Below are 24,456 nucleotides of genomic sequence, written 5' to 3'. Positions count from 1 at the left end.
AAATCTATAAAAGACTAAACTCTCAATAATTTCAGGTAAATAAACAATAGAAACAGGGAAAGTGATGGACATATTTAAAAATCTTGTCTTGGCATCAGTCAGCTATGCATTACTTGTTATACCTTGTTTTTCTGCAGGATTAACTTTGGATAGTCCGGCATTTGCATCGAATGCAGCAATTCCTCAAAAATTCACATGCAGCAATTTAAATTATTCTCCCCCACTAATATGGCATGATCCCAATCTGGGAACCCAATCTTATGTGTTAATAGTGCATGATCCTGATGCTCCTACAGGTAATTGGATACATTGGGTATTATTTAATATCCCTGCTCAAGTGAAACAGCTCACAGAAGGGACAACAACTCCTGCTGGCGCAACCAGTGGTTTAAACAGCTGGAATACCACCGGTTACAGTGGTCCCTGCCCGCCTGCAGGTACACACCGTTACTATTTTACACTCTATGCTTTAGACACTTACCTTAATCTTGGCCCAGAAGCCACTGCTCAGGATGTGGTGAATGCTATGAAAGGAGATATCATAGATACGGCTGAATTAGTAGGACATTATAGTAAGAATGCATCTCAATAAAATTGCAACAATGCTTTTCTCAAGCGATCCTGCAACAAACACAAGAATTGGCATAAAATAAAAATAGACCTGGGTGGTAATAGTCACCTGTCAAAATCAGATTGTATTAATTTAGGGGCCTCATATGGGATTTATTATAAAGAGCTTATCAGCGATTGAGTTTATTTTGCCTGATTAATCATTGATAATAATTTCTTATCTTCTTCATTGAGCATACGGTCTGAATAATCAGGATTTGGTACATACCACCATTTCTTGCTAAAATATTCTTGTAAATCGGGTGATTGAAATTGACGCCCATATTGCGCATAAATAGTATTTCGTAAGAATCGTAATTCTTTATTACTAAATCTGGCTAATTTGCGTAATGCATCATCTGAATTTAACCAAGGATAAATCACCTTATAGCGAACATAACTAATCCCCGTAAATAAGCAAAGTGACAAATCTGCTTGAGGTTGAAAATCCCGTAAATCCCATATGTATTTTCTATTCGCTCGTGAGCCTGAAATGCTCATCCCTGATGGGGTAGGATTGAGGTAGTCTGCCTTTGGATCTATCTCAGAGCATAAACGCGTTGGTGTATTAGGAATGACTTCAAGTCGAGTATGTCCGATACTGCTATCCTGCCAAAGAGCACCTGTTTTTAAAACATAACGAACCCAATGATACCCCATTACATCATAAGTAGCTCCCGTCGAATAATCATGATGAATATTGACTGTTGCCAAGGGTGGAAAGGTGGTTTTCCAGAAATAAGCATCCTCATAGTAAAGGCCTTTATTCTGATCCGGGGCAATATTACTGCGCTGTGCTGGAACTTGCTTATCATTGACTATAACCAGAAAATCATAAACCAATGCTTGACCAACATTAGTCTGCTGTCCCGCTGGTAGGGCAATTTCTGAATTCCCATCGTTTATAGGAAAGGGAAAAGCCATTGAAATAGTAACTTCTTTATTTAATGTATTTTTAAAAGTGAAATTACAATTATAATGCCAAGAACCATTCATCTGGGGCTCATTTAAATTCTTTCCACTGATCCTGATTAACTCACTTACCATTTTTATATGCGGCTGAGAAACAGGAATAGGTAAAGATCCCTCCCCACCTACAGCAGTATCATTAGCTAATAAAACCTCATTGGGCGCAAAAACACAAAAAACCACAGCTAATATCTTTTTTTTAGATACGTAATGATCATTCGTCATGAGGCTGTCCTGGTTTCAAAATAATATAAAGTATAGTTAAGAACAGGAGGTTTTTCTTTTTTATGAATGAAACACAGAAAGATACAAGAGTTGCTCAGATTGATTCAATGGTGAGTAGAGTTATGCCCTATGATCCTAAATCAATTGACTGGCAACAATTGTTCTTGCTCCTGCTTGTTTTCTGAATTCCATTAAATAAATGCCTTGCCAAACACCCAATAGCAACTTGTTTTCCTGAAATGGAATAGTTAAAGATGAGCCACACAAAATTGATTTAATATGGGCGGGCATATCATCTGGCCCCTCTATATCATGACGATAATGCTGATGTTCAGGAACAAGTTGAGTAAAGAAATGGTTTAGATCAATCAATACATCAGGGGAAGCATTTTCATTTAAGGCAAGTGCCGCAGAGGTATGCTGAATAAATAAATGTAATAATCCGGTACCCCTCAACGTAATTTTTTGCATCACTTCATTAGTGATTAGATGAGCACCATAAGGTTTTGGAGGCAGTTGGATTGTGTCATGTTGTACCATAGACCCTCGACTTAATTGGATAACGGAGTAATTGTCGAGTCAGAACAAAATGAAATTCTGTCCATAAACTCTCTTTGTATTATAAAGAAAGTAACGCCTCTTGTCTTGATAGTCATGAGCTTAACAAATCTCTGGATTAATATCTCTCACTCGCCTATTCTAAAATATAATAAATTAACCACGCTATTTAGGAATGGATATGGCCAAGGATAAAGGATTTTTTAAAAAAGCAAAAACGAGGAAAAACAAGAGTTCTGCCACTCCATACACTGAAGAATGTGCCATTCAAATCCCATCTGAAATAGACAATGAGCAAATGCGCCGCATGCCAGCAGGCGGCGAAGAAGATCAATGTTTACGTATAAAACACATGTCAGCACTGATAAAAAAATATGGGAATTTACCAATTATTACAACTCAGGAAACCAGTCTACCAGACTATTGGCTAGACTTATTCGCAGCGATAGATGAAGGAGATATACCAAAAGCACATACGCTTTTTCACCTGCTACCGCAAGATGATATTATTTTACGAGCATTACGAGCTGTTCATTCAGAAGATTATCTTTATCAACTCATTAAACATTGTATTCAAGCGAAACATTTTGGCTTTAAACAACTAAATGCCGATCTGGTCGTTACCCCAAAAACCTTTGAAATTTTAATCAAGGATTGTGCAACAACTCTGTTCAATCCGGGAAAAACCCATTTTTCTTTTGGTTTACCAAGCCATCATGCCTATACCCAAATGGGAAGCGGTTTTTGCCTTATCAATAAAACAGCGATGCTGATAAAACAGGCTGAGTTGAGTTCTGTTCAACCACCCAGATTTGTCATTATAGGAACCGACGTCAATCGCGACAATGGCCTATGTGACATTTTACGACACTCATTTTCCCATCTATCGATTTGTCACATTGATGTGTTTGATTCAAGAGTATATCCCCAACAAGATTTTTCCTACATTAATAACGAATTCAACTCCGAGGGAGTAGATGTAGGGAAAAAGATCCATGTATGGCACCACAATGATTTAAGTTATTACGCGGTGGATCTCAGCTTAACGTCCAGAAAATCAGTAGGAGTGCACCCTGCGCTTCTTTTTGCTTTAGAGCAATTCAAAGCATCGATTAGAGAGGCGAAAGCAAAAGGGCAAAAAATTGCTTTATACCTCCCTACCGGATGGGATTCTCATGAAGATGAAACAGCATATTGCGGTAAATTTGTTAAAGGACAGATGCTGGGAAAAACTGCCGCCCATCAATTTCGCTTTAATGACGGTGATCTAAGCTATTTCTACGAATCCATATTCGCTTTGTATAACGAGAGCAAAGACTGTATTGACACCATCTATTGGGGCTTGGAAGGTGGATATGACAGGACCATGTATGAAAGAGAACTTACTCTGCTGTTGCAGGTCATTGAGAAACAATTGCTACCTCAAGATTCCAACTCACATAATATGTCCTGTTAATGGTTATTATTTCAAATTTTAATTTTAGTAATGATAGCGCGAACTGTTTTGACCATGAAATAGTTACTATTGATTTCAAAAACGATTAGCGATTTACCTTATTATGTTGATTGCTGGTTCTGGACGATAGCATTAGTAATCAATGATCATACCTCCGAGAATAAGGCCAGTTTGTTTTCCGTTTACCCTCCAATCTCAAATTACAACATTATTGTAAATCTTCTAGGCAAATGATACTCTTTGCGCGGAATTAAAAATAACTCAGGAGTAAAAAACATGATGTTTCAATCTAAATTAGCGACTTTTTTTGGCGCTTTAATTCTCGCCGGTTCTGCTTTTGCTTCTCAACAAGGTGCTTGCCCAGATATCAATGTAATCAAGACGGAAGGTTTGCCTATGGCTGAAGAAATTGGCATGAATTACTATCTGGCTTATAATATCAGTGATTACAGCACCTCTTCTGTTTGGGGCTTTTTCATTGCTCCAATTGAAGCAGATTCCGAGGAAGGCGCTTTGGAAGCATCGAATGAAGTGTTAAGCATGATGAATGCTCCTGGAGTTCCTCATCAACAAGACGAAGACATCATTTGCAGTTATGACACTGGCACTCCTAATTTAATCGCCGCTGCTATCAAAGACGGCTCTCAAATTTCTCCAATGAAATTAAAACAATACTTTAAGAGTGCTCGTTAATCAGTACTCCTTTAAATACCCTGTCAAGTATTCAGTAACTTACAGGGTATTTTAAATATCCCTCCAAATCATGCAATCCTGTTAAAAACGCTGTTACTATGCAGCGGAATACTGATGCTTTAATGCCTTTTCAATGCCAGGCCATTTAAACTCAAAACCAGCTTCCAAAAGCCGTTTGGGTTTTACCTTTTGCCCTTGATTGATTAAACAATCACCCATTTCACCAAATAAAAGATGAATTACAAAAGCAGGAGTCCACAATAATAGCGGCCTATGCAGAGACTTGGCAAAAGCTTTAGCAAATTCTCTTTGCATACATGGATTTGGTGAGGTCACATTCACAGGTCCGGTAATTTCAGGATGATTTAACAAAAACCGATAGGCATTGACCAAATCCTCACTGTCTATCCAGGAAAGATATTGGCGACCATCCCCAATAGTACTTCCTAATCCGCAAATAAAGCTGGGATAGAGCTTTCCTAAAAACCCCTTTCCCTTTTTTAGAACAACACCAAAGCGTGTGGAAGTCACAGGAAGGCCCACTTCCTCTGCCTTTTGTAAGACTTGCTGCCAACGAATTCCCACTTCACTTAGGTAATCCTTTGGGTGTTCCCAATTAATTGCTGTGTCTTCAGTCAAATCAGTTATGTCACCATTTTCCTGTAAGCCATAAATCCCAACTGCGTTGGCGCAATAAAAGCGAGGTTTGGCTTTCTGCTGTAAAATCCAATGAAGCAATTTTTCTGTTGTTTGCACTCTCGAACTGATTATTTCTTCTTTTATTTTTGGTGTCCATCGTGAAATGGCAATATTGACGCCACATAAATTAATTACAGTGTCAAACCGACTGGCATCCTGGGTATTTAATTCATCCCAGGACAAAGAGGATGCTTTTGTTGTAAAAATCTTTTGTATTGCGTCCTTATCACGCCCCAGCACGGTAAAATGGTGCTCCTCTCCCATTCCATCAACTAACTCTTGCCCTATTAATCCAGAGCCTCCTGCTAATAAAATATTCACAATGAACCAAGCTCCTTTAAGGCTATTCTATTTCATTAATATAAACTGATGAGTACTGTTTGTCATTAGTACTTTGTCTCAATGCAGTTTGGGGTATTGTGATTGTTCAACTTCAACCGGCCCTTTGGGGATGGTAAACAATGATTTTTTTTCTCCATTCTCTTCAGAGCGAGAACAATAGATTCCACAATCATTCAATAAAATTTCTTTAAGAAAATCAGTGAACTTACACAAAAAAATACCTAGTATCGAAATAAAACCTATAGAACGATGTTCTTTTTGCTCAAAAACAGCCTTTGATATACTTGTAAATGCAACCCCGTAATGCTTTAACTGACATAAAATATGCAGATTTGCTTTTTCAACAGTAGAAACACTCATATAGATCGTTTTTAAATATTCTGGTGGAATATCTTTAATAAAATAAGCAACCATGTAGGATTGATTTTGCTTTATTGACTCCAGCAAATATTCCATCTTTTTTTTATCGTTTAAAGGTCTTTTATTTTCATTTAATTGGTTAACAAGTAATTTGACACATTGGACACTTCCACTGGCAATGGCAGAAGAAACAGCATTCTCAAGATCTGAAAATCCAGTATGATTTCTTTTAAAATAATTCATTACTTTAGCTAATAGAACTGGATTGCCCCCTTTTGCCGCAGCTCGAATGGCGTGAATAGATGAATTAAATGGCAAAGCACCTTTCATGGAAAATAAGGCATCATAAGCTTCTTCTCTGCCATTCTCCAAAGCTGCGTGAAATAGCCTTTGAAAGAGTTCGGTATCTCTATTCTTTCCCAGTAAAACTTTTAATGCGTCCACATTGTTGCACATAACAGCATTTCCAGCAGCCTGATCATCATTATCCTTTGCTCCTTTCTCAAGCAAATTTTTTATTACTTCGGCATGACTAACCATTGCAGCATGCTCTAAAGTATTAAATGTTCCACCATGAAATGAAACAGCAACGCCATTAATATTATTTTCGGTTAAATAACGATCATAAAACTGAGTCACTTGAGGAAAAGCTCTTGGCTTCTTATTGTCAGGATGGCGGATGACACTAATCATCATCCCCACAAGACCACCCTTAACATAAAATCCATTATGATACCCGAACACATTGTAATGTAACTCGGAAATCAATTCGTGTTCATTGGAAAACTCTTTAGTACCAGAAGAGTAATTAGGATCGTATACAATGTATTTATTATTTTTTCTCCTGACTGCTATAGCATGCGCTGTACCACTAACACGAACAATCTCATCCTCCTGCAGGGCCAGATTTTTAAAGATTTCTTCCCAGTTTTTATCATGAGTTGCAATTGCAAAATCAAAAGAAGAAGCCAAGGGTTTATTATTTATTGTCAAGGCGCACATGGAATTAGCCTGACTTAGTTTTTTATTAAATTGATGCGGGAATAAAGTGAGAACGACATCATAGATGAACTGATTGACTTCAGACTCTATTGCTGAGTCTGGTTCCATTCTGACTATCTGATCAAGCAATTCAAAAAAGCGCTTTTCTTTACCTTCGAGAACGTATTTTGCATACACGGTAACCAAACCATTGCAAATTCCTTCTTCATTCATGCTAACTGGCATGTTATGCCATTTGAGATACGAATTTAATCGATCAATGACTTGACCTTGATCAACCGATTGACTCATATCATTTTCTAATCCCTGATTAATTAAACGGTCTGAATGTTACCTCAGATGGGATCTCTTCATGTTCAGGCAACAGGTTAACAAGTAATTTCTGAAGAGTTTCTTTGCTCAAGTTTTTCTGAGGTTTCTGTTCCACTCTACCTGTTTTTTGGGTTTCTTCAAACTGATTTTTTAAAAAAACTTTCATCTCTGAAGATAATAAATCATTATTTTCAATTTTTGCTTTTTCAGTTTCAATCTCAGTTTGATACTGTTTTTCAAACTCGCACAGTTTTTGTTGCGCTTTTCTAGCCTTATCAACCATCCGAGCTGTATCTGACTTAAATATTTCGTGAATATTTTCTGCAAGCCAGTTAGATAATTTTACTATCCAAGTGTCATTTTTCTCAATAAAATCAGATAATTGCTTTCGAGTAATCTGATTTCCTTTAAGTTTTTCTACATTGTCTTTAAGCTTAATCTCAATTTGATCATATCCATCAATAACTTTGCTTGTTTCTTGTGTTGCTATTGCAATTTGTTCAAGATTATCTGAGGTAGCATTCATTATCAGTTTTTCCAATTCAGGACTATCAGCGGATAGTTGGCTATATCTCTGAACCAATTCATCCATTTTGAGATTCTGTTGTTTTTTTAACTCAATTAACTGTTGTCTAGCCAATTCCTGCAAAAGAGCTTTTGCTTCACTATCCTGTGTCGCAGGAGCATAAGCGCTAACTCTATCCTGAACTGCTTGAGGAGTTATCTGGCGATAAATAACTGTACCCAAAGAAGTAGCCCAGCTTGCACCCCATAAAAGGGTCGAAGAAATAGTTTGATAAAAATCCGGGTTCTTGAGTTTTTCTATTTTCCCTGCTAACTGTTTTTTTAATTCCCCACCCTCAGTACTCATTAGAGCATTAAAATGGTCTTTATGGCTGTCTATCAAATCTAAAAAATATTGTCTTCCTATTACTTTTCTATCGTTCTCTTCTACTATTTTCAGTAAAGCTTCAATTTTTTTAAATTTCTCATCAATCGAGGTCTTTTCTTTCCTTAACTTCACAATACTTGATAATCCTTCAGTCACGTCTTTCAAACTATCCTTTAATTTATCCAGTTTTGTTCTTTGCTCCTCGTCCCCACTTAAAACTTCTTTGAATCGCTCATTAAAATAATCTTGTATCGTTCTGTCTTTTTGGGAAATATCAAGTGATTTATTGGGTTTTTCTGACAAGACTTTGTCCAAACTTTCGACTTTTTCTTCTGTTTTTGCTAATAATTCTTCCAGTTTTTTATTAATTTCATGAACATCAATGAACCAGCTTGCCAGTATTTCATTTTTCTTCAGAGATCTCTTTGCAATACATAACAGAGCGTATAGATCGACACATAATTCTTTAGCCAATTGTGGATAAGAGTGATGTTCGATATCCAATAAGTGTTCTGTCGTTTCTATTAAAATTTTTACTCTGTTTTTGGCGTCCGATTTGGGATTATCATACGCTTTGCTCAGAGTATTATTTAACTCAACTAATAAATCCTTTTCCTGGCTATCTGAATCAGAAATTTTTTCTATCACTTCATCCAGTTTTAATTTGGCATAGAGTAAAACACCCAAAGTGCGCCTTTTATGGGCGTCCATTTTTTTAATTTTTTCAGAATTAGGATTAGCCACATCATTTCTGAGCTCAGCCAAGGTACCAAATGATTTAATGTATTCCTCGACTAATGGAACAGTTTTAATGTATGCCTGTTCTGATTTCGCCTTTTCTTGGCGCCATTCATTAAATCGTTCTTCTTTACTCTTCATAATTAAGCCTAATTGCCTTCTCGTATACTTCCAAACAATAAATGGACAGATATTTGCTAAAATTTAACTTCATTATATCCAACTATTATTATCTAAATATTAAGTAACGAGTATCATAGAATTTACCGTGAAAATTATGTCACCTAATTCTTAGTATCCTATGCCTCTAATTTAATCTTGCATTAAAAAAAGGGGTTATCCACATAATTTCACTCCATCATCTATAATTATGAATATTAGTAATATCCAACAAAAAGTTTTTTGAGATAGATATCATGACAATCAAAAATCTAAGCAACAACAAAGGGATTAGTGAAGTTTTAGCAAACATACCTCAGGGTGATTTGGTAGTATTGAATATTGATGAGGCTTTAGTTCATAATCCAGGAATGGAGTATGGTAACATTCCGCCAGCATTAACTGAGAGCAATCTTCCGACTGTGCTCAGGTATTTAAAAGAAACTAAACATCCGGTAATACTACTTACCTCGCACAATGAAAAATACAACGAGAATACCATTGCGCAGTTAAAACAATTGGACTTAAGTTATGATATTTTAATTCACGCCAAAGACAATGTAGCTGTTCTGCTTGAGTATCTAAAGAAAAACTCACTTTCTAAACGCCTACATGTTATTGACAATGACAAAGCCCAACTTGAGGCAATTGATAAAGCCATTTCTACTGCTGAGCTAAATATAAAAACCACTTGTTATCATTACAAACCTGATACACGACTATTAACAAACCCAAAACAGGAAGGCTTTCCTGAAAACTTAGCCTCTATTAAACTTGGAGATTCTCTTGGTGGTGGAACTTCAAGTACATATAAAGTTCAAGATATGAGCAACAAAAAAAACTATGTTCTAAAGTTTGGCTCTAGTGAAGTGCAAATAAAAGTAGAAGCGTTAATCAATGTACTTTACCAGCGTTTGGGAGTGCCTGTTGCTGATGTGCAGGCATATCGTTCGCTTTCACAGGATTTGGCTCAATCACTAAATTTTGAGCGTGCAGAGAGAACGGTTCAACTTGCCGAATGGCTTAAACCGGATCAAAATCAGGATGAGCAGGTTATTATTAGCCAGGCACGCAGGAATTTTATAGTTCATGCCTTCATGGGTAATATTGATGTTGCCAAGTTGGATAACTTCATTCAAACACAAGGTGGTGAAGCAAGATTAATCGACTCAGGCGCCTCTTTTATATTTAGAGCTCTTGGTGATTTACGCGAAGAGATGTCAGCAGAAGTCAGTGAAATAGACTCGATGCGTAATCATGAAATCAATCTTGCAGGGGCTCAATGGTTTGGCGATTTAAGTCCTGAAGAAATTAAAAGCCAGGTTCATGACTTGATAAAGCAGCGTTCTACAATTGAAAAAACCATATGGGAAGTAAGCCAACAGCTTGAAATCCCCTCTTTTGTTCAACGTCAATTGCTTTCTGGTTTTTCCAATCGCCTTGATAATCTGGCTCAACGCTATGGATTTGCAACACAGCATTTTGCCAAACGTGACAAAGCAGCTATTCCAGGAAAAACTGCGGCAGGAGTGATGCATATCCAAAAGGATGAACGTGGCCAATTATGTGTTCTATTATCGAAACGCGCCCGTCACAACTGGTGCGATAATTTCGGTGGCAAGAGTGATGCAGACGATGTATCACTTGCACGAACCGCTCAAAGAGAGGCAAAAGAAGAGTCCAATGGGGTGCTGGATTATAGCGATAGAGAGCTCGCTGAGGCCCCATTTCATGACATTATCACTCAAGACACAAATGGTCAACAATTCTTGTATCGAATGTATTTTATTGAAGGCATTAATCCGGTTGATACCACCCAACTGCTTGATAAAGAGCACGAGTCTTACCATTGGGTTCCCTTACAGAATTTGCAAAGTGCATTAAAAACAAATAGTACTGTTGTTGAAGAAGAACAGATAACCATTCAGGTTAAAGACATAAAAAACGAGGATGTGATTATTTTTCCGCCTCTCTATTCTATGCTTCGTCAAGGACCGGTCAACACCCTGATCGATGACCTATTGCTAAATAGTCATTTTCGTAAACAGAGCACGCAGGGCTTAGCTGAGGAACCAGATGGTTCTGAACAAAGCAAGAATAATCCTTATCGACCAATTGCATCTCCTGAACAAGTTGAAACAGAAATAATAAGAACCTCTATCAAAAAGTCAAAAGTGCTCGATGAGATAAAAAATAAAGGACTTGTTTCTTCAAACCCTAAAGCACTAATTAAAGAAGATTACCAACCGGCAAAAACTGGCGAACCTATTCTTTCTCAAAGCGAATTACATCTTAAGGCAGTTATGGGGGATGATTTTCATGTTCAAGAATCAAATGCAGAGAATATAAAACGGTTTCTGGATATACATTACAAGGGATTATCAGAAGAAGAAAAGCAGCGGCTAATCAATCAAGCTGTTGAGATGATTCAGTATGAAAAAGACCATCCCGAGAGAGTCTTCTTCTATCATGGTACTAATAGTGATATTGCTTACGCTTACGCTGTCTACACAGCAATTTATCAAATCCTTGCTGCAAACAGCGATATCGGTGCTTTACGTATGGATAATCCTCTTTTTCATAAATGCCTTACCGTTGAGGAGTTCATCAGTCACTTTAAGGTTATTTCTGAAAGTGGAAAGGTTAGTAATTATGATAGTGGTTATATGGAATCTGCAATATCAGCTAATCTTTTTTTATTTGGAAGTCATAATGTCGAGGGCTCCAACACAATTGAATATTACACCAACAATGAGTCGGCTGCTAAAACTAATTTACAGAATATGCTGTCTGCAAGTATTCAATCAATGGGAGTGGGTGTGGGCATAATAAATCAACTAATAGCCTTGGCAAAAGAATTCCCATACCAAGGACAAGGAGCTTTATATCAGGTGAGCATCCCTCTAGATGTAGTGGATAAGTATGCCTATGCAGCAGCTCCGGGAGGACGTTTAAATCCTCTGTTAACAGAAAGCGGTGAAACAACTAATATTTCGCAGTTATTAAATGAAATAACCAGAGGTCGAGTTGATAAACAATATATAGAAACTCTTCAAGCACGTGTGATGTCACCCCCTGATGCGCCTATTACCACGAGGGATTATCATTGGGGTAACCCCGTAAATCAGGAAATGCAAGATAACTTTAATCATAAAATTGAAAAACTGGCTGAGAATATTGTATTTGACATTATGAAGCATCAAAACCAATTGAATAAATTAAACTCAAAATTGCCTTTGATGCGTAATCTGCGTGATGTTTACAAACAAGCCGGGTTAAATATTGGCAGCAACAAGATAACAGACGAACTTGTTATTCAGTTGCTTGAATCAGGGGATTTTGAGAGTATTAAAAGGATTACCGAAACTCACCCTGAATTTAAAGAGAAGTTACTAAAATCAAATAAAATTTCTTATAGTAATAGAGATTCCTCTAAATATGAAAGCAAAACATTGCTCGAGCGATTATTGACAATCCCAAACGGCCAGGAGACATTGCTCGCTATCTATGGCGAACGGTTTTACGAGGGAAGATTAGACAAACTACCCTTTATTTCAGTTTTTTTTGTGATAGAAAAGAATAACAGAACGCAATTTGCAATTGACCATCAAGATAAAATCAAAGATGCACAAACATTGGCTCATGTCTTAAAGGAACTACCTGAAGAAAAAAAACTGGATTTTGCAGGGAAATGTAAAGATATAATCACTGACAGCAAAGGCCTTAATGCTGTGCTAGAGAATTTAGCTCTAGATCAAAGGTTAGATTTTGTAAACCAGTGTAAAAAGAAAATTAGGAATGCGCATGATCTCGCTAGTGTATTAACCAAGCTACCTGAAAACAAAAAGTTTGAGTTTGCAACCACTTGTGAATATAAAATTGAAGACGCCTCCGGACTTGCATTGGTTTTATCCAGTTTACCTGAAGCTGAAAGGTTCAAATTTACAATCGATTGTATAGACAGAGTTAGAAATGCTTCTGAAATTATTGAAGTAGCTCTCGGATTACCTTATGGGCAACGGCTCGAGTTTATAATGAGATCAGAAGACAAAATTGACAATGCCAGTGACATTAGTTCTATTCTACTGCTGTTACCCTATGATCAAAGGCTCAAGTTTGCAAGACGACATGAGAATAAAATTGAAAATGGCTATGACTTGGGATCTTTTTTATATGGTTTGCTTAAGGATGAAAAAATGGATTTTGTACTTAAACATGAAAATAAAATTAAGGATGCTCAAGGGCTTGCTTATGTTTTGAATAATTTGCCGCAAGAAAATAAAGTGAATTTTGCACGCAAACACGAAGATAAAATTAAGGATGTTGCAGGGGTTGTTTCGGTTTTGATTGAACTACCGCAAGATGAAAAAATAAGTTTTGCAATTAAGCATGAAGATAAAATTAACAATGCTAAAGAGCTCGCTTCCGTTTTATATGAATTACCGTTGACTAATAGGCTCGATTTTGTAATCAAACATGAGAAGAAAATTAAAGACGCCTTGGAAATTGCAATGGTTAAAGATGTGCTGCCTAGAGACAAAAGACGCTACTTTGCAGATAGAAATGAAGATAGAATTAAAGCTTATGAAAAACAATTGTCTTTATCCAATATCGCAAAAATCCATGTGAGTATTGCCAAGATAGATGCTGATGAGAGGAAAGAAAACATTTCTGCAGTTTACAGGGTATTAGAAAATGATGATTTTTTGAGAAATCAAGATGGCACCGTATCAACTATTATCAAGCAAATAAAAGAAATTGTAATGAAGATTGACCCGTCAAAGGAAGAGAATATAACCAATGCCATTGTTGAAATCAAAAAAAAGATATCTGAGAATAAAGAGGATAATCATAGCGAGAGTGCTTATTTCATCATTAACGCCTTCGCCAACCCAAGTTGCCGCAATTTTCAAAAAGTCCGCGAAACTTTATCAACAAACCCCGCAATTGATGAATTAATGAACAGCAACAAGTTTCTTGCGAAAAATGAATAGAGTAATTCAGTGAGACTAAAATGCGTATTCACCTTTTGTATTTTTTTGTTTTAACAATTTTCTACACACATCATTGAAGTGTTTTATAATCGGCAGCGGCTTCACTCAGATTTGGTATATCAGACACCATATTAGTTTGAATTAGCTGCATAAAACCTGTCTGCGGTATTTCGAGGTAAGATCAGCATTTTGGCGGCAAACCCAAAATACTAGCATTTTCTTCGGGACTGCATATTTCATATTTTTCATATGTAACCCCCCCTTCTATAAATAATTCTATCATATTTTTACAGGGAGATGAGCATCCTCTGAGGGTTTGAGATGCTCATGCCCTACAACAACAAAGGTAATATCATTCTTTGTTGTCCTATGTAGCAATCTACTAACCATTACTTGGTTTCGCTCATAAAGTAACTTGCTATCTCGTATTTCTTGACTAATATTAGTCTTTTGTGAAAATTCTAGGGCCATCAGTTGCTCTTTTTTGATTCCAAAGTAATTACACGTGCATAAGTATTATGCATTATATATTGCATTAACTGAGAATCCATTGATTTTAATCCGCGATGGTCGGTCAAGAGCGCTATATCAGTGCTCTCACAAGCAAAAATAGTAATTGTATCTAATAACATCCTCATTTGTTCAGTTATTTTTAAATCGTGATTGTGCTTCGACCCCATTAAATATAGAGTTCCATGTTCTGGGGATATTAATTTATGGAAGGAGGGTGCATAAAAATTCTTTATTTGATTTAGGTCTTCCTTGTACCTTATAGTAGGTTTGATAGGCATAATGTAACATATATTATGTTGATTTAATAAATTATAGTAGACTTTCTGTACATTTTGATATTTTCACACAAATCGATTTGCCTCATAAGTAATGTAATCGATGGTGTTTTACTTAAACAATTTGTCAAAGCGATACCATGCTGCAATTTTGAATCACAATTTAGCGAACTTTAGAAACTTCCAAAACCTAACCGTGAAAAGTTATTGATCTCCTCCATAAAAATAGATCCACTGTAAATTAGAGAATCTGGCAAAATATCAATTAATAAAAACGGGGTATTTGCGATGAAACGCAGTAAATTTACAGAAGAACAAATATTATTTGGCTAAAGCAATTAGAGCTAGGCACAAGCGTATCTGGAAGTGTGTCGGAAGTTTGGCATCAGCGAACCGACGTTTTGTATATGAAAGAAGAAATAAGGTGGTCTTGGTGCCTCGGGCTTAGAAAACTGCGGCAGTTGGAAGATGAAAATAAGCGCCTGAAACAGCGGGTAGCTGATTGAAGCTTGGATAAGCAGATGTTGCAGGATGTTCTGTCAAAAAAGCTTTAAAGCCAGGCAAGAAGCGGGAACAAGCTTTTTCTCTTCAGAATGGCTATCGGATAAGTGTTGCCGCTCGCTTTTATAAATGCGGGTCTGTACATTTATAAAAGCGAGCCGCGACAGCTATAGATTGAAAGGGTAGTCATCCCAAGGTAGATAGATCAAAATTTACGCGACCAAATCTAACTGGTCAGCGAGTAGGCTGGATATATGGGCAATTGACGGCGCCTTGGTGAGATGTATCTATAATTAAATTAAACCATCTTCCTGGGTTTACTATGAAAGAGATAGATAAGCTTATCAGCGCTATTATTGAAAGCCTTCATCCCCTCAATAAGGACGACTCTTTTTTACATCAACTAATTGATGATAGCACTGGTATGACGATTCATTCGGTTAGATCGTCAAACCATTCAACAGTTAAGAAAATCGATCTTTTTACTATACCTGATTTTAATAAATACCCACCTCAACCACTCGGTAGTGTTGTGCAAATTACAGGAACGGATGGTGTAGTTGCTCTATTCAAGCTTGAACCTGCAAGCTTTAAAAAATTAAAACCCTTATTAGAACAAGCAAAGGTTTATCCTGAGTCGGCTTTTTTACGCCCTAGAGTCCCTGCATTACTTGTTTCACAGTTCGATAATTTGCAAATATATGATGAAAAAACCCATAAGGATTATGAAATTATTAGAGAATCCATTGCCAAAATTGTTTCTGCATTTATGCAGAAACAATCAAACAATGACGTTATAGTGGTCGATATTGGAACAGGATTAGGAGACTGTTTGGAGTTAACTGCAAAAATGCTTTTATCAATTCCCAAAGATGTTATTGCTATAGGCATTGATCCCAATGATAAAAGTATTGAGACAGCAAAATTAAAATTTCCCAATTACAAATTTAGTGTGGCGGAGGCTCACTTTTTAGAAAAGCTAGTTAAAGAAATAGAACAACAAAATTCCAATAAGAATTTTTTGGTTGCTGCTACTGCTAGCGGTTCAATCACTCGCTTAGTGCTCAACAATACATTAGAAGCATTGGAAGTTTTTCAGCAAGCTTATCGTGTGCTGGATATTATGGTTTTGGGAGGGGAAAATGAAGTACTCATTACCCGAAAAAATGCTAAAAAAATAGGATGGCATGCTCACTATCAACCCAGCAAATTAGAAGAAGGAAATTTAGTCTACGTATTAACAAAGGAAAAGCTTCATGTTCCCAAAGTAAAGGATGGTCACCTAAATTTATCTTTACATGCGAACCCTCTTTTAATTTTAAGTCATTGCGGTGATCTGACCAAAATAACCAGCATCGATCTCGGCTTAGCCTATCTGAAGAAAGACGAGGTAGTTCAACTACTCAAACTAATGCCTCAACTTAAAAAAATACAAATCTCAGGGCTAGAAAAATGGAAAACCATAATAGAAAAAACCATCAACTCTCATAATCTTGGAATTACTATTTTTGAGAACTCTGCTGCCTATATTGATACTGAGTTAGAGCGTGAAAAATGGGAATTAAAAAAATTCTCTTCTAAATTTTATAAACAGCATTCTGGGATTCTGACTTTTTTTAATAAGAGTATCGTTAGTTTAGAAAAAGAAGCTATTGCTGAGAAATATAAACCGGGTACTCAAGAGTTATCTCAAAGTTATATTAAACGTTTGGAAATTTTGGCTCATCAAGGGGATGACATAGCAATGTATGTATTAGCAAAAAAGCTGGCAGAGGTGAGAACTTCTGAAAATTTTCCAAATTTGCAGAAGAGTTTCAAATATTGGTCTACATTATATGAAAAAGGATACCCCGTTTTGTTTGAGCTTGAGAAAGTTCATCAACTCGTGGAAAAGACAAGTCCACTACAGGATCTTTATACCAAACTTAATGAGGCATTTTCTAAATTTAAGCCAAACGGGTAATAGATTACTATGAATTCATATTGACACAACATTTACCTTCACTCAACTCAGCAGTCTACAGCGGCACAAAGGCAGCCGTTGATGCTATAATCACTGCCGGCTTAAATGAGGATATGCGCGCTGGAATAGAAGCTGTTACACCCATGGCAAGAAGGGGTTAATTCCATCTAGCGCTGGTTTATCAGCATACCCCACTATAACCCTTATGCAGCAAGGATTATAGAGCCAGCGCTAGATGGAATTAAGCCCGGAAATTAATGGTATGGCCGAGGCTGTTGCTAAAACTTTTAAGCGCGATCATATCGCTTTTAATGGCCCGATAAATGCTAAATCTCTATGAATAACTTACATACCTGGCTTGAGGATTACAATAATAACGCTTCCGATGAGGGAATTAAAATGATGGCTCCTTGTGAGTTCAGAAGAGCTATAACAGGATGCTAGGCTGTCCGGCTTAGCCTTTGTGCCAGACAAAAAACGAATACAAAGAAGAGAGATTAGAAATAACTCGCTGATATTAAATGTATTTCATATAATCATTTTGTCTAAAAAAGGATGTAAATATGAAATATATCAGCGAGTGAGAGGAATTTTAAGTCAGCAATTGAATTGGCACAAGTCACGGGAAGATTGTTTTGCTCAAATGTTATTAGCGCTATTTATGGTAAGAAGTGTCAACTTAAGCGAAATAGCGGTTGCAATGGATGGTACTAAAGCAAGCATTGATTCACGCTACAAAAGGATATACCGATTTTTTTCAACATTTGAATTGGATTTTATCTGGATTGCTCGTTGGATTTATTCCTTATTTTTTAATTCTCACCAGAAGATTTATAACGCTATAGACAGAACTAATTGGTATTGGGGTAAGGCGAAAATCAATGTATTTGGGGTTCTTTGCAGGAAGGTACGGAATTTCCCAGACTATCCATACAACACTTTGCTAGTATAGGCTGAAGACAATAAATCGATTTTTTTATTACGCATCAACCTTTCTATAACCTAATGTAAATTAATACTTTCTTTATTTTATAAAATTCATACAGCACAAAAAAAAAGAGAAACCCAAGAAGAGTGCTCTCTTTTTTCCCATTCGTTGTTTAAATTTATTTAATTCTTAAATGAGTAAAATGTATATTCCATTTTATCATCCATCCCTTGATTTTCTGCTACCTTCCAAGAGGCAATATTAGCTTTATCACAAGTCCAAATCGGATGTAATCCTTGTTTAATTGATTCGCGTATTAATTTATTACAGACAATAGTTGATAAGTGTTTACCACGATATTCTTCGTTTGTTATCGTTCCAATTTCTATCAGATTTTCTGCTATAACTCCATGCGCTTCACTTGCAACGCGTCTTTTTTCTCGATCCCATAAAGTAAGACCGATGCAATTTTTTAGATAATTTTCTGGGTTGCCATACATACTAGTCATAAATGAATACCAGTTACATAATGAAAAAGTTTCTTCACTATGAACAGGTATTAAATCGAACTCACTATTACCTGCACAATCTTGTATTTTAGAGCCGTCTTTATATCTGTATTGTAATCGCTCAATAGGCTCAAAACCATAAGCTGTTAAGTTTATTTGCTCCTTGGTACTACTAAATGGGCAAATTAACTTTACGAAGACCTTTTCCTTCAAAATTAACAAAAAATTAGTAAATACTTCTCTATTAAATTCGCCAGCAATAAAGCAATAGGGTAGACCGCTACACAAAACTAGACAAGTGGTTGGATTGTTTTCAATATCTACAAAAATTCTGCCCGGAATCTTCTGTTCAATAACAGCAAGAACAAATGCAAGATTAGGATAATCAACATTGAAAAAATTACGAACATTAAAATATTTTTCCTGTGGTAACTCAATAATTTTCATCGTAACCTCAAAAGTTCATGTATGAACTAGTTTGTAATTGACTCTGGTAACTCAAGTTCTCTGATTGGCGTAAATTTCGCTTTTTAACATAGGTATTTAGCCCAATATGGTTACTGAACCCCAATAGATTAGCAATTTTTCTAACTGACAAGCCTAATGCCAACAATTCTTTAATTTTTTCTAAATCTTTATCAAATTTACTTTTTTGAACAGTACCTTTCGGTTTACCCAACCTTATTCCTTGTGATTTTTTATTGGCAAGCGCCTCTTTTGTTCTCAAACTAATGAGATCGCGTTCTAGTTCGGCAAAAAGTGAAAACAGAGTAATCATAATTTTCGATGTCATATCATGCTGCTTAATATCCAAATTTTGCTTAATGGCAATTATTCGTACTTGTTTTTTAATTAATTCATTAACTAAACCGATAACCTCCGCAGCGCTTCGTCCTAAGCGACTTAATTCCGTGACAATAAGCATATCGGCATCATTTAATACGGAAAGCATTTCATCAATACGCCGTTCTTTGCTGGTTTTCCTACTTGAGATGGTCATCTCAATAAAATCATCCACTACCAATTGATTTTTTTTGGCAAATTCAAAAATTTCAAGCTTTTGATTGTTCAAATCTTGTTTGTCGGTCGATGTACGAATATAGGCAATTGTTTTGGCCATAATTTACTCAAAAAATAGTCCGTTAATGTTTAACCTTAAATAACAGATATAATTATACAGTTAAGTATAAAAATATAAAGTGTAAGACCGCAACAAATCTGATGTACAATAACGTCCGTTTTAAGTTATACAAAAAGACCCCGTGGCTCGACTAACGATACTGTCCAGTGATGACATTAATAAATTATACAAATTACCTACCCTGAATGATGAAGATAGGCCTTTTATATTTGAGTTAGATGAAGAAGATAAAGCATACCTTAACTCATTTAATAACGTTCCCAAAAAAATTAATTATATTTTGCAAATCGGATTCTTTAGAATCACAAGTTATTTTCACCATATCACGTTTCAAAGGAAAAGACAGGATACCTGGTATGTAATCAAAACATATTTCCCCTCAGAGAAATTTCCCAAAACAAAAATAAGCAAGCGACATCACTATGATAATCGTAACGCCATTTTGAAAAAATATGGTGCATTACTCTACTCGAGCCATCACAGGGATAAAGCAATTCGTTATGCCAGGGAATTGATGAAGCAACATGCTGTGCCAAAATACGTGTTTGATTCTCTTCTGGAATACTTCCATCAGCATAAGATTATTAGGCCATCCTATACTACATTACAAGACATGGTATCTGAGGCACTGAACAATGAAAAAAATAGATTAAGTAACAAAATCTATATCTTAATGGATAAGCTTTTCAGGAAACTATTGGCCGAGTTCCTGGAAAAAGACGAGTTATTTTATCAACTGACGACATTAAAAAAAGACCAAAAAGATTTTACAACAGCAGAGATTAACGCTTCCATCAAAAAGCATCAATTTTTATCATCGCTCTATCAAAAATCCATTGAAATCATCAAAGAACTGGATATTTCAGAGCAAAATATAATTCACTATGCTGACTTGGCTGTATATCACACAGTTTACGGGTTGCGTACTATGAAACAAAAGAATTTATCCAGACTATACCTCATGTGTTACGCGTACAATCGATATTTAAAAATCAGTGATCATATAATCAGCAGCTTTACTCACAAAGTGAATTTCTACGCAGGTGAAGCGGAAGAGTATCAAGCCGAGGCAATAGTTAGTGCCAAGGATGATGACAAAGACCATCGTGATGCTGCCGCTGCGATTTTATCGCTGGTAAACAATAAGAAAGTTGCAGACAACGCCATACGAACAAAAGCCTATGAGATTGTACCGCAAGAAAACTTTCAACAGTTCATACGAAAAATAAAAAAACCAAATTTCACACCCGAATTCTATCGTTGGGAATACTATAAAAAAACAGCACCTACAATTAAGCTTAATACACGTGCCGCATTTAAGGCATTGGATTTTCAGAGCAAAAACAAGGAACTGCAAGCGGCAATTACCTTTTTGAAGGAACACTATGCCAGTAATAAAGTGTTCAGCTCTTATCAATTCAAAGATATTCCAATTGAATTTATACCTAAGATTTTGCGACGCCATGCTATTAAAAAAATCAGATTGAGTACAACCGGCAAAAAAACAAAGTACATTGATGCGGATAAATACGAAGTAATGCTGTCCCTTCAAATTGAAAAGGGAATAAAATCAGGCTCAGTCACTGTTTATAATAGCTTATCGTACCGAGCCTTAAATGACGAGCTTCACCCAAAACACGACTGGGATAAAAACAAGAAATCGATCATTAAACGCTTGGAAAATAAGCTGCTGGCGAGTCATATCAACAACCTTCTTAAAGAGCTTGAAAGCCGATTAGGGCTGCGCTACAAAGAAGTCAATGATAAGATTACTTCCGGCAAAAACAAAAAAATCAAACTGAAGCACAATAAAAAAGGAGAGGTAGTTCGCTGGACTTTACCTTATAAAAAATCAGACGATGGGGTTAATAATCCATTTTATGAAAACATGCCGCTAACCAGTATTGCTAAAATTATACAGTTTACGCATAGTCAGACAGACTTCATGAAAAGATTCACTCATATATTGCCAACAGGTAGTAAAAAGCAAGTGAATGAATCCGTTTTGTCGGCCTGCCTGGTTGCTAAGGGCACTGGTATTGATATTGACAAAATGAAAGACATTAGCGATGTTAAAGAGCATGACCTCAAGTCAACGTACGCTGATTTTATTCGACACATGACGTTAACACAAGCCAGTGACGTAGTTATGAATCGTTTGAAGAAACTTCCCATATTTGAAAAATACACGCTTGCTGACTACGGAATTCATGCGAGCATAGACGGCCAAAAGCTTGAGACAAAATTCAATTCCATTATGGCGCGATTTTCAACAAAATATTTTGGGTTAGGGCAAGGGGTATCAGCCTACACCTTATGCGCAAACTGGTTACCCCTGTGTACTAAAATTATCGGAGCAAACGAGCATGAAAGTCATTACCTGTTTGATATGATTAATAGTAATACAAGCGATATTGAAATCGCCGCTATATCCGGAGACATGCACAGTATAAACCGCGTGAATTTCATCATACTCTTTCTTTTCGGGTACCGATTTATGCCACGATTTACCCAATTGGATAAAAAAGCTGGAAATAACCTTGTCAGTTTTGATGATCCAAAGCTTTATGAAGGACTTCTGGTAAAGCCAAGTAAGAAAGTGAATGTGCGGTTAATCATTAAAGAGTGAGACAATATTTTAAGAATAATGGCAACATTGGGGCTGAAAAAGAGCAGCCAAAGCACTATTATCAAAAAATTATCGTCATACCAATCTAATGATACGTTACGGGCATTGATAGAACTGGATCAAATCATCATGACTCTGTACATGCTTGATTATATTGATGATGAAGGAATGCGTAAAACAGTCCATCGTTCTTTAAACAGGGGCGAGTCATACCACCAGCTCAGAGCTGCTATCGCAAGGATTAGTAGTCGAAAATTAGCTGGTAAAACCGAGATTGAGCTAACCATTAATAACGAATGCGCGCGGCTACTGTCCAACTGCATTATTTTTTACAATGCCTCCCTTCTGACAGGACTTTATGAGCATTACAAACAGAACAAAATGGAGGAGGAATGTTTGAAAATAATTCGTCTATCGCCCGTTGCATGGCTGCATATTAACTTGATTGGAGTTTATGAATTTTATAATGATAAGGAATGTCTTAATTTACATGAAGTTATAAAAAAATTGGTGAGCAATGAAAAAATCAATTTATTGGCTTCAACTCAGACTGGTAAAGGGTTGTAAGGGTGTTCTGGGAAATTTCGTACCTTCCTGCAAAGAACCCCTACATGAAAAACGCATATTTGTATTGCGTAGTGACTTTATTTTGGCGACTGGTGTTAAAAATACCGAGCAAATACATGGTTACGAAGGTTTGAAAGATACATTTCATCCTTCCGTATACCCTTTTATTGACTGGAATGACAGATATGGGCATCCCTCACTGGTCATTGGGGCACCTGACAACAGGGTTTATTACGCCGGGTTCATTTGCCAAAGAGAGACGGCGATTGAGGTATTTCTTTCTTCGGGCAGATATAATCGTTCCGGAAGATCCGAGGAAGGCATTGAACCGTTAACAGCACTTCAAACCGAATTTGTGGAAGCCTGGTTAGCCATTCAATTCAACAGGGCTTATGGCCTACAACCCGTCATATTTTACGATACAATTCCTGATGAAGATGATGCGGACTCTGCGCTTTTTTTTCGCAACATCCCCTTCCCCGAAAGCAAGGTTTCCCGCACTTATACATCTGAACGCATAGCTGCTGCCATACAATTAGCCTGCGTTGAGACAAATCTCGGGATAGCAGAGCAGTATATTCAGAAAAATATAACGCCTGTCCGCAAGAAATACTGCTATCCCAATGAAACCAGCATCAATCCTGGATACCAGGATATTTCAGTTGCTCGTGGTCCATTGCGTTATTGCGAAAAGCGTATTTGGGCACTCAGGAGTGATTTTATTTTGGCAACCGGGGTTAAAAACGCCTATGAGAAAGAATATGGATATACCGGCTTTTATGAAAGCTTTTCGCAGTCACTGCATGCTCTGATTGATTGGAATGATCGCTACGGACATCCATCACTTACATTGGCAGAAGGCGATTATGATGGCAGCGCATACTATGCAGGATATATTTGTCAACGGGATGGTTTTTTGCAGGTATATCTCGTTTCAGGTCGTTTTGAACGTACCGATTTGAACGAGAAGCAAACCGCGATTCTGGAAGCCTTTATTGCCGCCCAATTTTTGGCGGTATTTGGCTTGCAAGACATCACTTTTGACTATGGAGATTCTGATGATCCACGATATCATACTGCATTTTTTGGCGGAGGACTCAAAGGACGCGGTTCTTTGGAAGGCAATCCCCAACGTTGTTATAACAAACAATCGATTCGGACCATTTTGGGAACGTTATCATTGACTGAGGAAGGCCAAAAAGTAGCGCATTCATTTTTTGATCATCATGCTGCTCAGCCGGAGTCATCTGCCAGCTCGTGTATCAAGTCATCAACACCAAGGCTTGATTGATGCAATTATCGGGCAGCGAATCTATTCTGAGATATTGACCACCAGGAAAACGAGCGTTTTTTTGGTGGAGAAAGTTCTAGTAGCTAAATAATGAATGACAAAAAAACGGATACACTAAAGCGTGATTGGCA

At 36.8% G+C, this 24,456-nt stretch carries 15 protein-coding genes and 1 pseudogene; 9 read left to right on the top strand and 7 right to left on the bottom strand.

Translation table 11 applies throughout. The features are described from left to right. Positions 1-64 precede the first annotated feature (64 nt). Positions 65-592, top strand: coding sequence for a YbhB/YbcL family Raf kinase inhibitor-like protein (locus OQI99_RS01450; RefSeq protein ID WP_265731164.1), 528 nt, complete (start codon positions 65-67; stop codon positions 590-592). 161 nt (positions 593-753) lie between these two features. Here the strand turns inward: OQI99_RS01450 and OQI99_RS01445 are convergent, their stop codons facing one another. Both OQI99_RS01445 and OQI99_RS01440 read right to left on the bottom strand, forming a co-directional pair. After that, entirely contained in the window at positions 754-1,803 is a 1,050-nt protein-coding gene (locus OQI99_RS01445; protein ID WP_265731163.1) for a YARHG domain-containing protein, read from the bottom strand. A 135-nt stretch (positions 1,804-1,938) separates the two neighbouring features. Further along, complete coding sequence (locus tag OQI99_RS01440) at positions 1,939-2,343, bottom strand: secondary thiamine-phosphate synthase enzyme YjbQ (RefSeq protein WP_265731162.1); 405 nt, start codon at positions 2,341-2,343, stop codon at positions 1,939-1,941. Positions 2,344-2,542: 199 nt separating this feature from the next. Here OQI99_RS01440 and OQI99_RS01435 point away from each other — a divergent pair, with 199 nt between their 5' ends. Beyond that, the gene (locus OQI99_RS01435) at positions 2,543-3,817 is read left to right on the top strand and encodes an acetylpolyamine aminohydrolase (RefSeq protein WP_265731161.1); all 1,275 of its coding nucleotides are present in this window, start codon (positions 2,543-2,545) and stop codon (positions 3,815-3,817) included. A 276-nt stretch (positions 3,818-4,093) separates the two neighbouring features. Then, on the top strand, positions 4,094-4,510 hold the full coding sequence (locus OQI99_RS01430; RefSeq protein ID WP_265731160.1) for a DUF4949 domain-containing protein: 417 nt from the start codon (positions 4,094-4,096) through the stop codon (positions 4,508-4,510). Between the two features lie 96 nt (positions 4,511-4,606). Here the strand turns inward: OQI99_RS01430 and OQI99_RS01425 are convergent, their stop codons facing one another. From OQI99_RS01425 to OQI99_RS01415, 3 genes are all read right to left on the bottom strand, one after another. Further along, positions 4,607-5,530 carry a TIGR01777 family oxidoreductase gene (locus tag OQI99_RS01425; RefSeq protein ID WP_265731159.1) on the bottom strand — a complete coding sequence of 308 codons (924 nt, stop codon included), beginning with the start codon at positions 5,528-5,530 and terminating at the stop codon, positions 4,607-4,609. A 78-nt stretch (positions 5,531-5,608) separates the two neighbouring features. Further along, positions 5,609-7,204 carry an ankyrin repeat domain-containing protein gene (locus OQI99_RS01420; protein ID WP_265731158.1) on the bottom strand — a complete coding sequence of 532 codons (1,596 nt, stop codon included), beginning with the start codon at positions 7,202-7,204 and terminating at the stop codon, positions 5,609-5,611. Positions 7,205-7,223: 19 nt separating this feature from the next. Then, complete coding sequence (locus OQI99_RS01415; RefSeq protein WP_265731157.1) at positions 7,224-8,996, bottom strand: purine NTPase; 1,773 nt, start codon at positions 8,994-8,996, stop codon at positions 7,224-7,226. A 275-nt stretch (positions 8,997-9,271) separates the two neighbouring features. Here OQI99_RS01415 and OQI99_RS01410 point away from each other — a divergent pair, with 275 nt between their 5' ends. From OQI99_RS01410 to OQI99_RS01395, 4 genes are all read left to right on the top strand, one after another. Beyond that, complete coding sequence (locus tag OQI99_RS01410; protein ID WP_265731156.1) at positions 9,272-14,008, top strand: NUDIX hydrolase; 4,737 nt, start codon at positions 9,272-9,274, stop codon at positions 14,006-14,008. Positions 14,009-15,619: 1,611 nt separating this feature from the next. Next, entirely contained in the window at positions 15,620-17,260 is a 1,641-nt protein-coding gene (locus OQI99_RS01405; RefSeq protein ID WP_265731155.1) for a hypothetical protein, read from the top strand. Positions 17,261-17,280: 20 nt separating this feature from the next. Next, a complete protein-coding gene (locus OQI99_RS01400; RefSeq protein ID WP_265731154.1) occupies positions 17,281-17,421 on the top strand; it encodes a hypothetical protein in 141 nt (46 codons plus the stop codon). 302 nt (positions 17,422-17,723) lie between these two features. Then, positions 17,724-18,212, top strand: a complete 489-nt coding sequence (locus OQI99_RS01395) for a hypothetical protein (RefSeq protein WP_265731153.1) — start codon at positions 17,724-17,726, stop codon at positions 18,210-18,212. Between the two features lie 158 nt (positions 18,213-18,370). On the opposite strand, the gene OQI99_RS01390 is transcribed toward OQI99_RS01395, so the two are convergent. After that, positions 18,371-19,144, bottom strand: coding sequence for a GNAT family N-acetyltransferase (locus OQI99_RS01390; protein ID WP_265731152.1), 774 nt, complete (start codon positions 19,142-19,144; stop codon positions 18,371-18,373). A 7-nt stretch (positions 19,145-19,151) separates the two neighbouring features. Next, entirely contained in the window at positions 19,152-19,817 is a 666-nt protein-coding gene (locus tag OQI99_RS01385; RefSeq protein WP_265731151.1) for a recombinase family protein, read from the bottom strand. A gap of 142 nt (positions 19,818-19,959) precedes the next feature. On the opposite strand from OQI99_RS01385, the pseudogene OQI99_RS01380 reads away from it, so the two are divergent. Together OQI99_RS01380 and OQI99_RS01375 are read left to right on the top strand one after the other, a co-directional pair. Beyond that, a pseudogene (locus OQI99_RS01380) lies at positions 19,960-23,034 on the top strand (Tn3 family transposase). Further along, a complete protein-coding gene (locus tag OQI99_RS01375; RefSeq protein WP_265731150.1) occupies positions 22,985-24,325 on the top strand; it encodes a hypothetical protein in 1,341 nt (446 codons plus the stop codon). Before OQI99_RS01380 ends, OQI99_RS01375 begins: the two are co-directional and overlap by 50 nt. Positions 24,326-24,456 lie beyond the last annotated feature (131 nt).

The sequence above is a fragment of the Legionella sp. PATHC039 genome (assembly GCF_026191275.1).
Taxonomy (GTDB): Bacteria; Pseudomonadota; Gammaproteobacteria; order Legionellales; family Legionellaceae; genus Legionella; species Legionella pneumophila.
Note: the sequence above shows the minus strand (reverse complement) of the source record. Positions and strands in the feature narration are given on the sequence as shown.

What these genes read in the sequence shown, in the direction of transcription:
- OQI99_RS01450 (WP_265731164.1), top strand. Translation starts at nt 65, where the DNA reads ATGGACATATTTAAAAATCTTGTCTTGGCATCAGTCAGCTATGCATTA.
- OQI99_RS01445 (WP_265731163.1), bottom strand. Translation starts at nt 1,803, where the DNA reads ATGACGAATGATCATTACGTATCTAAAAAAAAGATATTAGCTGTGGTT.
- OQI99_RS01440 (WP_265731162.1), bottom strand. Translation starts at nt 2,343, where the DNA reads ATGGTACAACATGACACAATCCAACTGCCTCCAAAACCTTATGGTGCT.
- OQI99_RS01435 (WP_265731161.1), top strand. Translation starts at nt 2,543, where the DNA reads ATGGCCAAGGATAAAGGATTTTTTAAAAAAGCAAAAACGAGGAAAAAC.
- OQI99_RS01430 (WP_265731160.1), top strand. Translation starts at nt 4,094, where the DNA reads ATGATGTTTCAATCTAAATTAGCGACTTTTTTTGGCGCTTTAATTCTC.
- OQI99_RS01420 (WP_265731158.1), bottom strand. Translation starts at nt 7,204, where the DNA reads ATGAGTCAATCGGTTGATCAAGGTCAAGTCATTGATCGATTAAATTCG.
- OQI99_RS01415 (WP_265731157.1), bottom strand. Translation starts at nt 8,996, where the DNA reads ATGAAGAGTAAAGAAGAACGATTTAATGAATGGCGCCAAGAAAAGGCG.
- OQI99_RS01410 (WP_265731156.1), top strand. Translation starts at nt 9,272, where the DNA reads ATGACAATCAAAAATCTAAGCAACAACAAAGGGATTAGTGAAGTTTTA.
- OQI99_RS01405 (WP_265731155.1), top strand. Translation starts at nt 15,620, where the DNA reads ATGAAAGAGATAGATAAGCTTATCAGCGCTATTATTGAAAGCCTTCAT.
- OQI99_RS01390 (WP_265731152.1), bottom strand. Translation starts at nt 19,144, where the DNA reads ATGAAAATTATTGAGTTACCACAGGAAAAATATTTTAATGTTCGTAAT.
- OQI99_RS01385 (WP_265731151.1), bottom strand. Translation starts at nt 19,817, where the DNA reads ATGGCCAAAACAATTGCCTATATTCGTACATCGACCGACAAACAAGAT.
- OQI99_RS01375 (WP_265731150.1), top strand. Translation starts at nt 22,985, where the DNA reads ATGAAAAAATCAATTTATTGGCTTCAACTCAGACTGGTAAAGGGTTGT.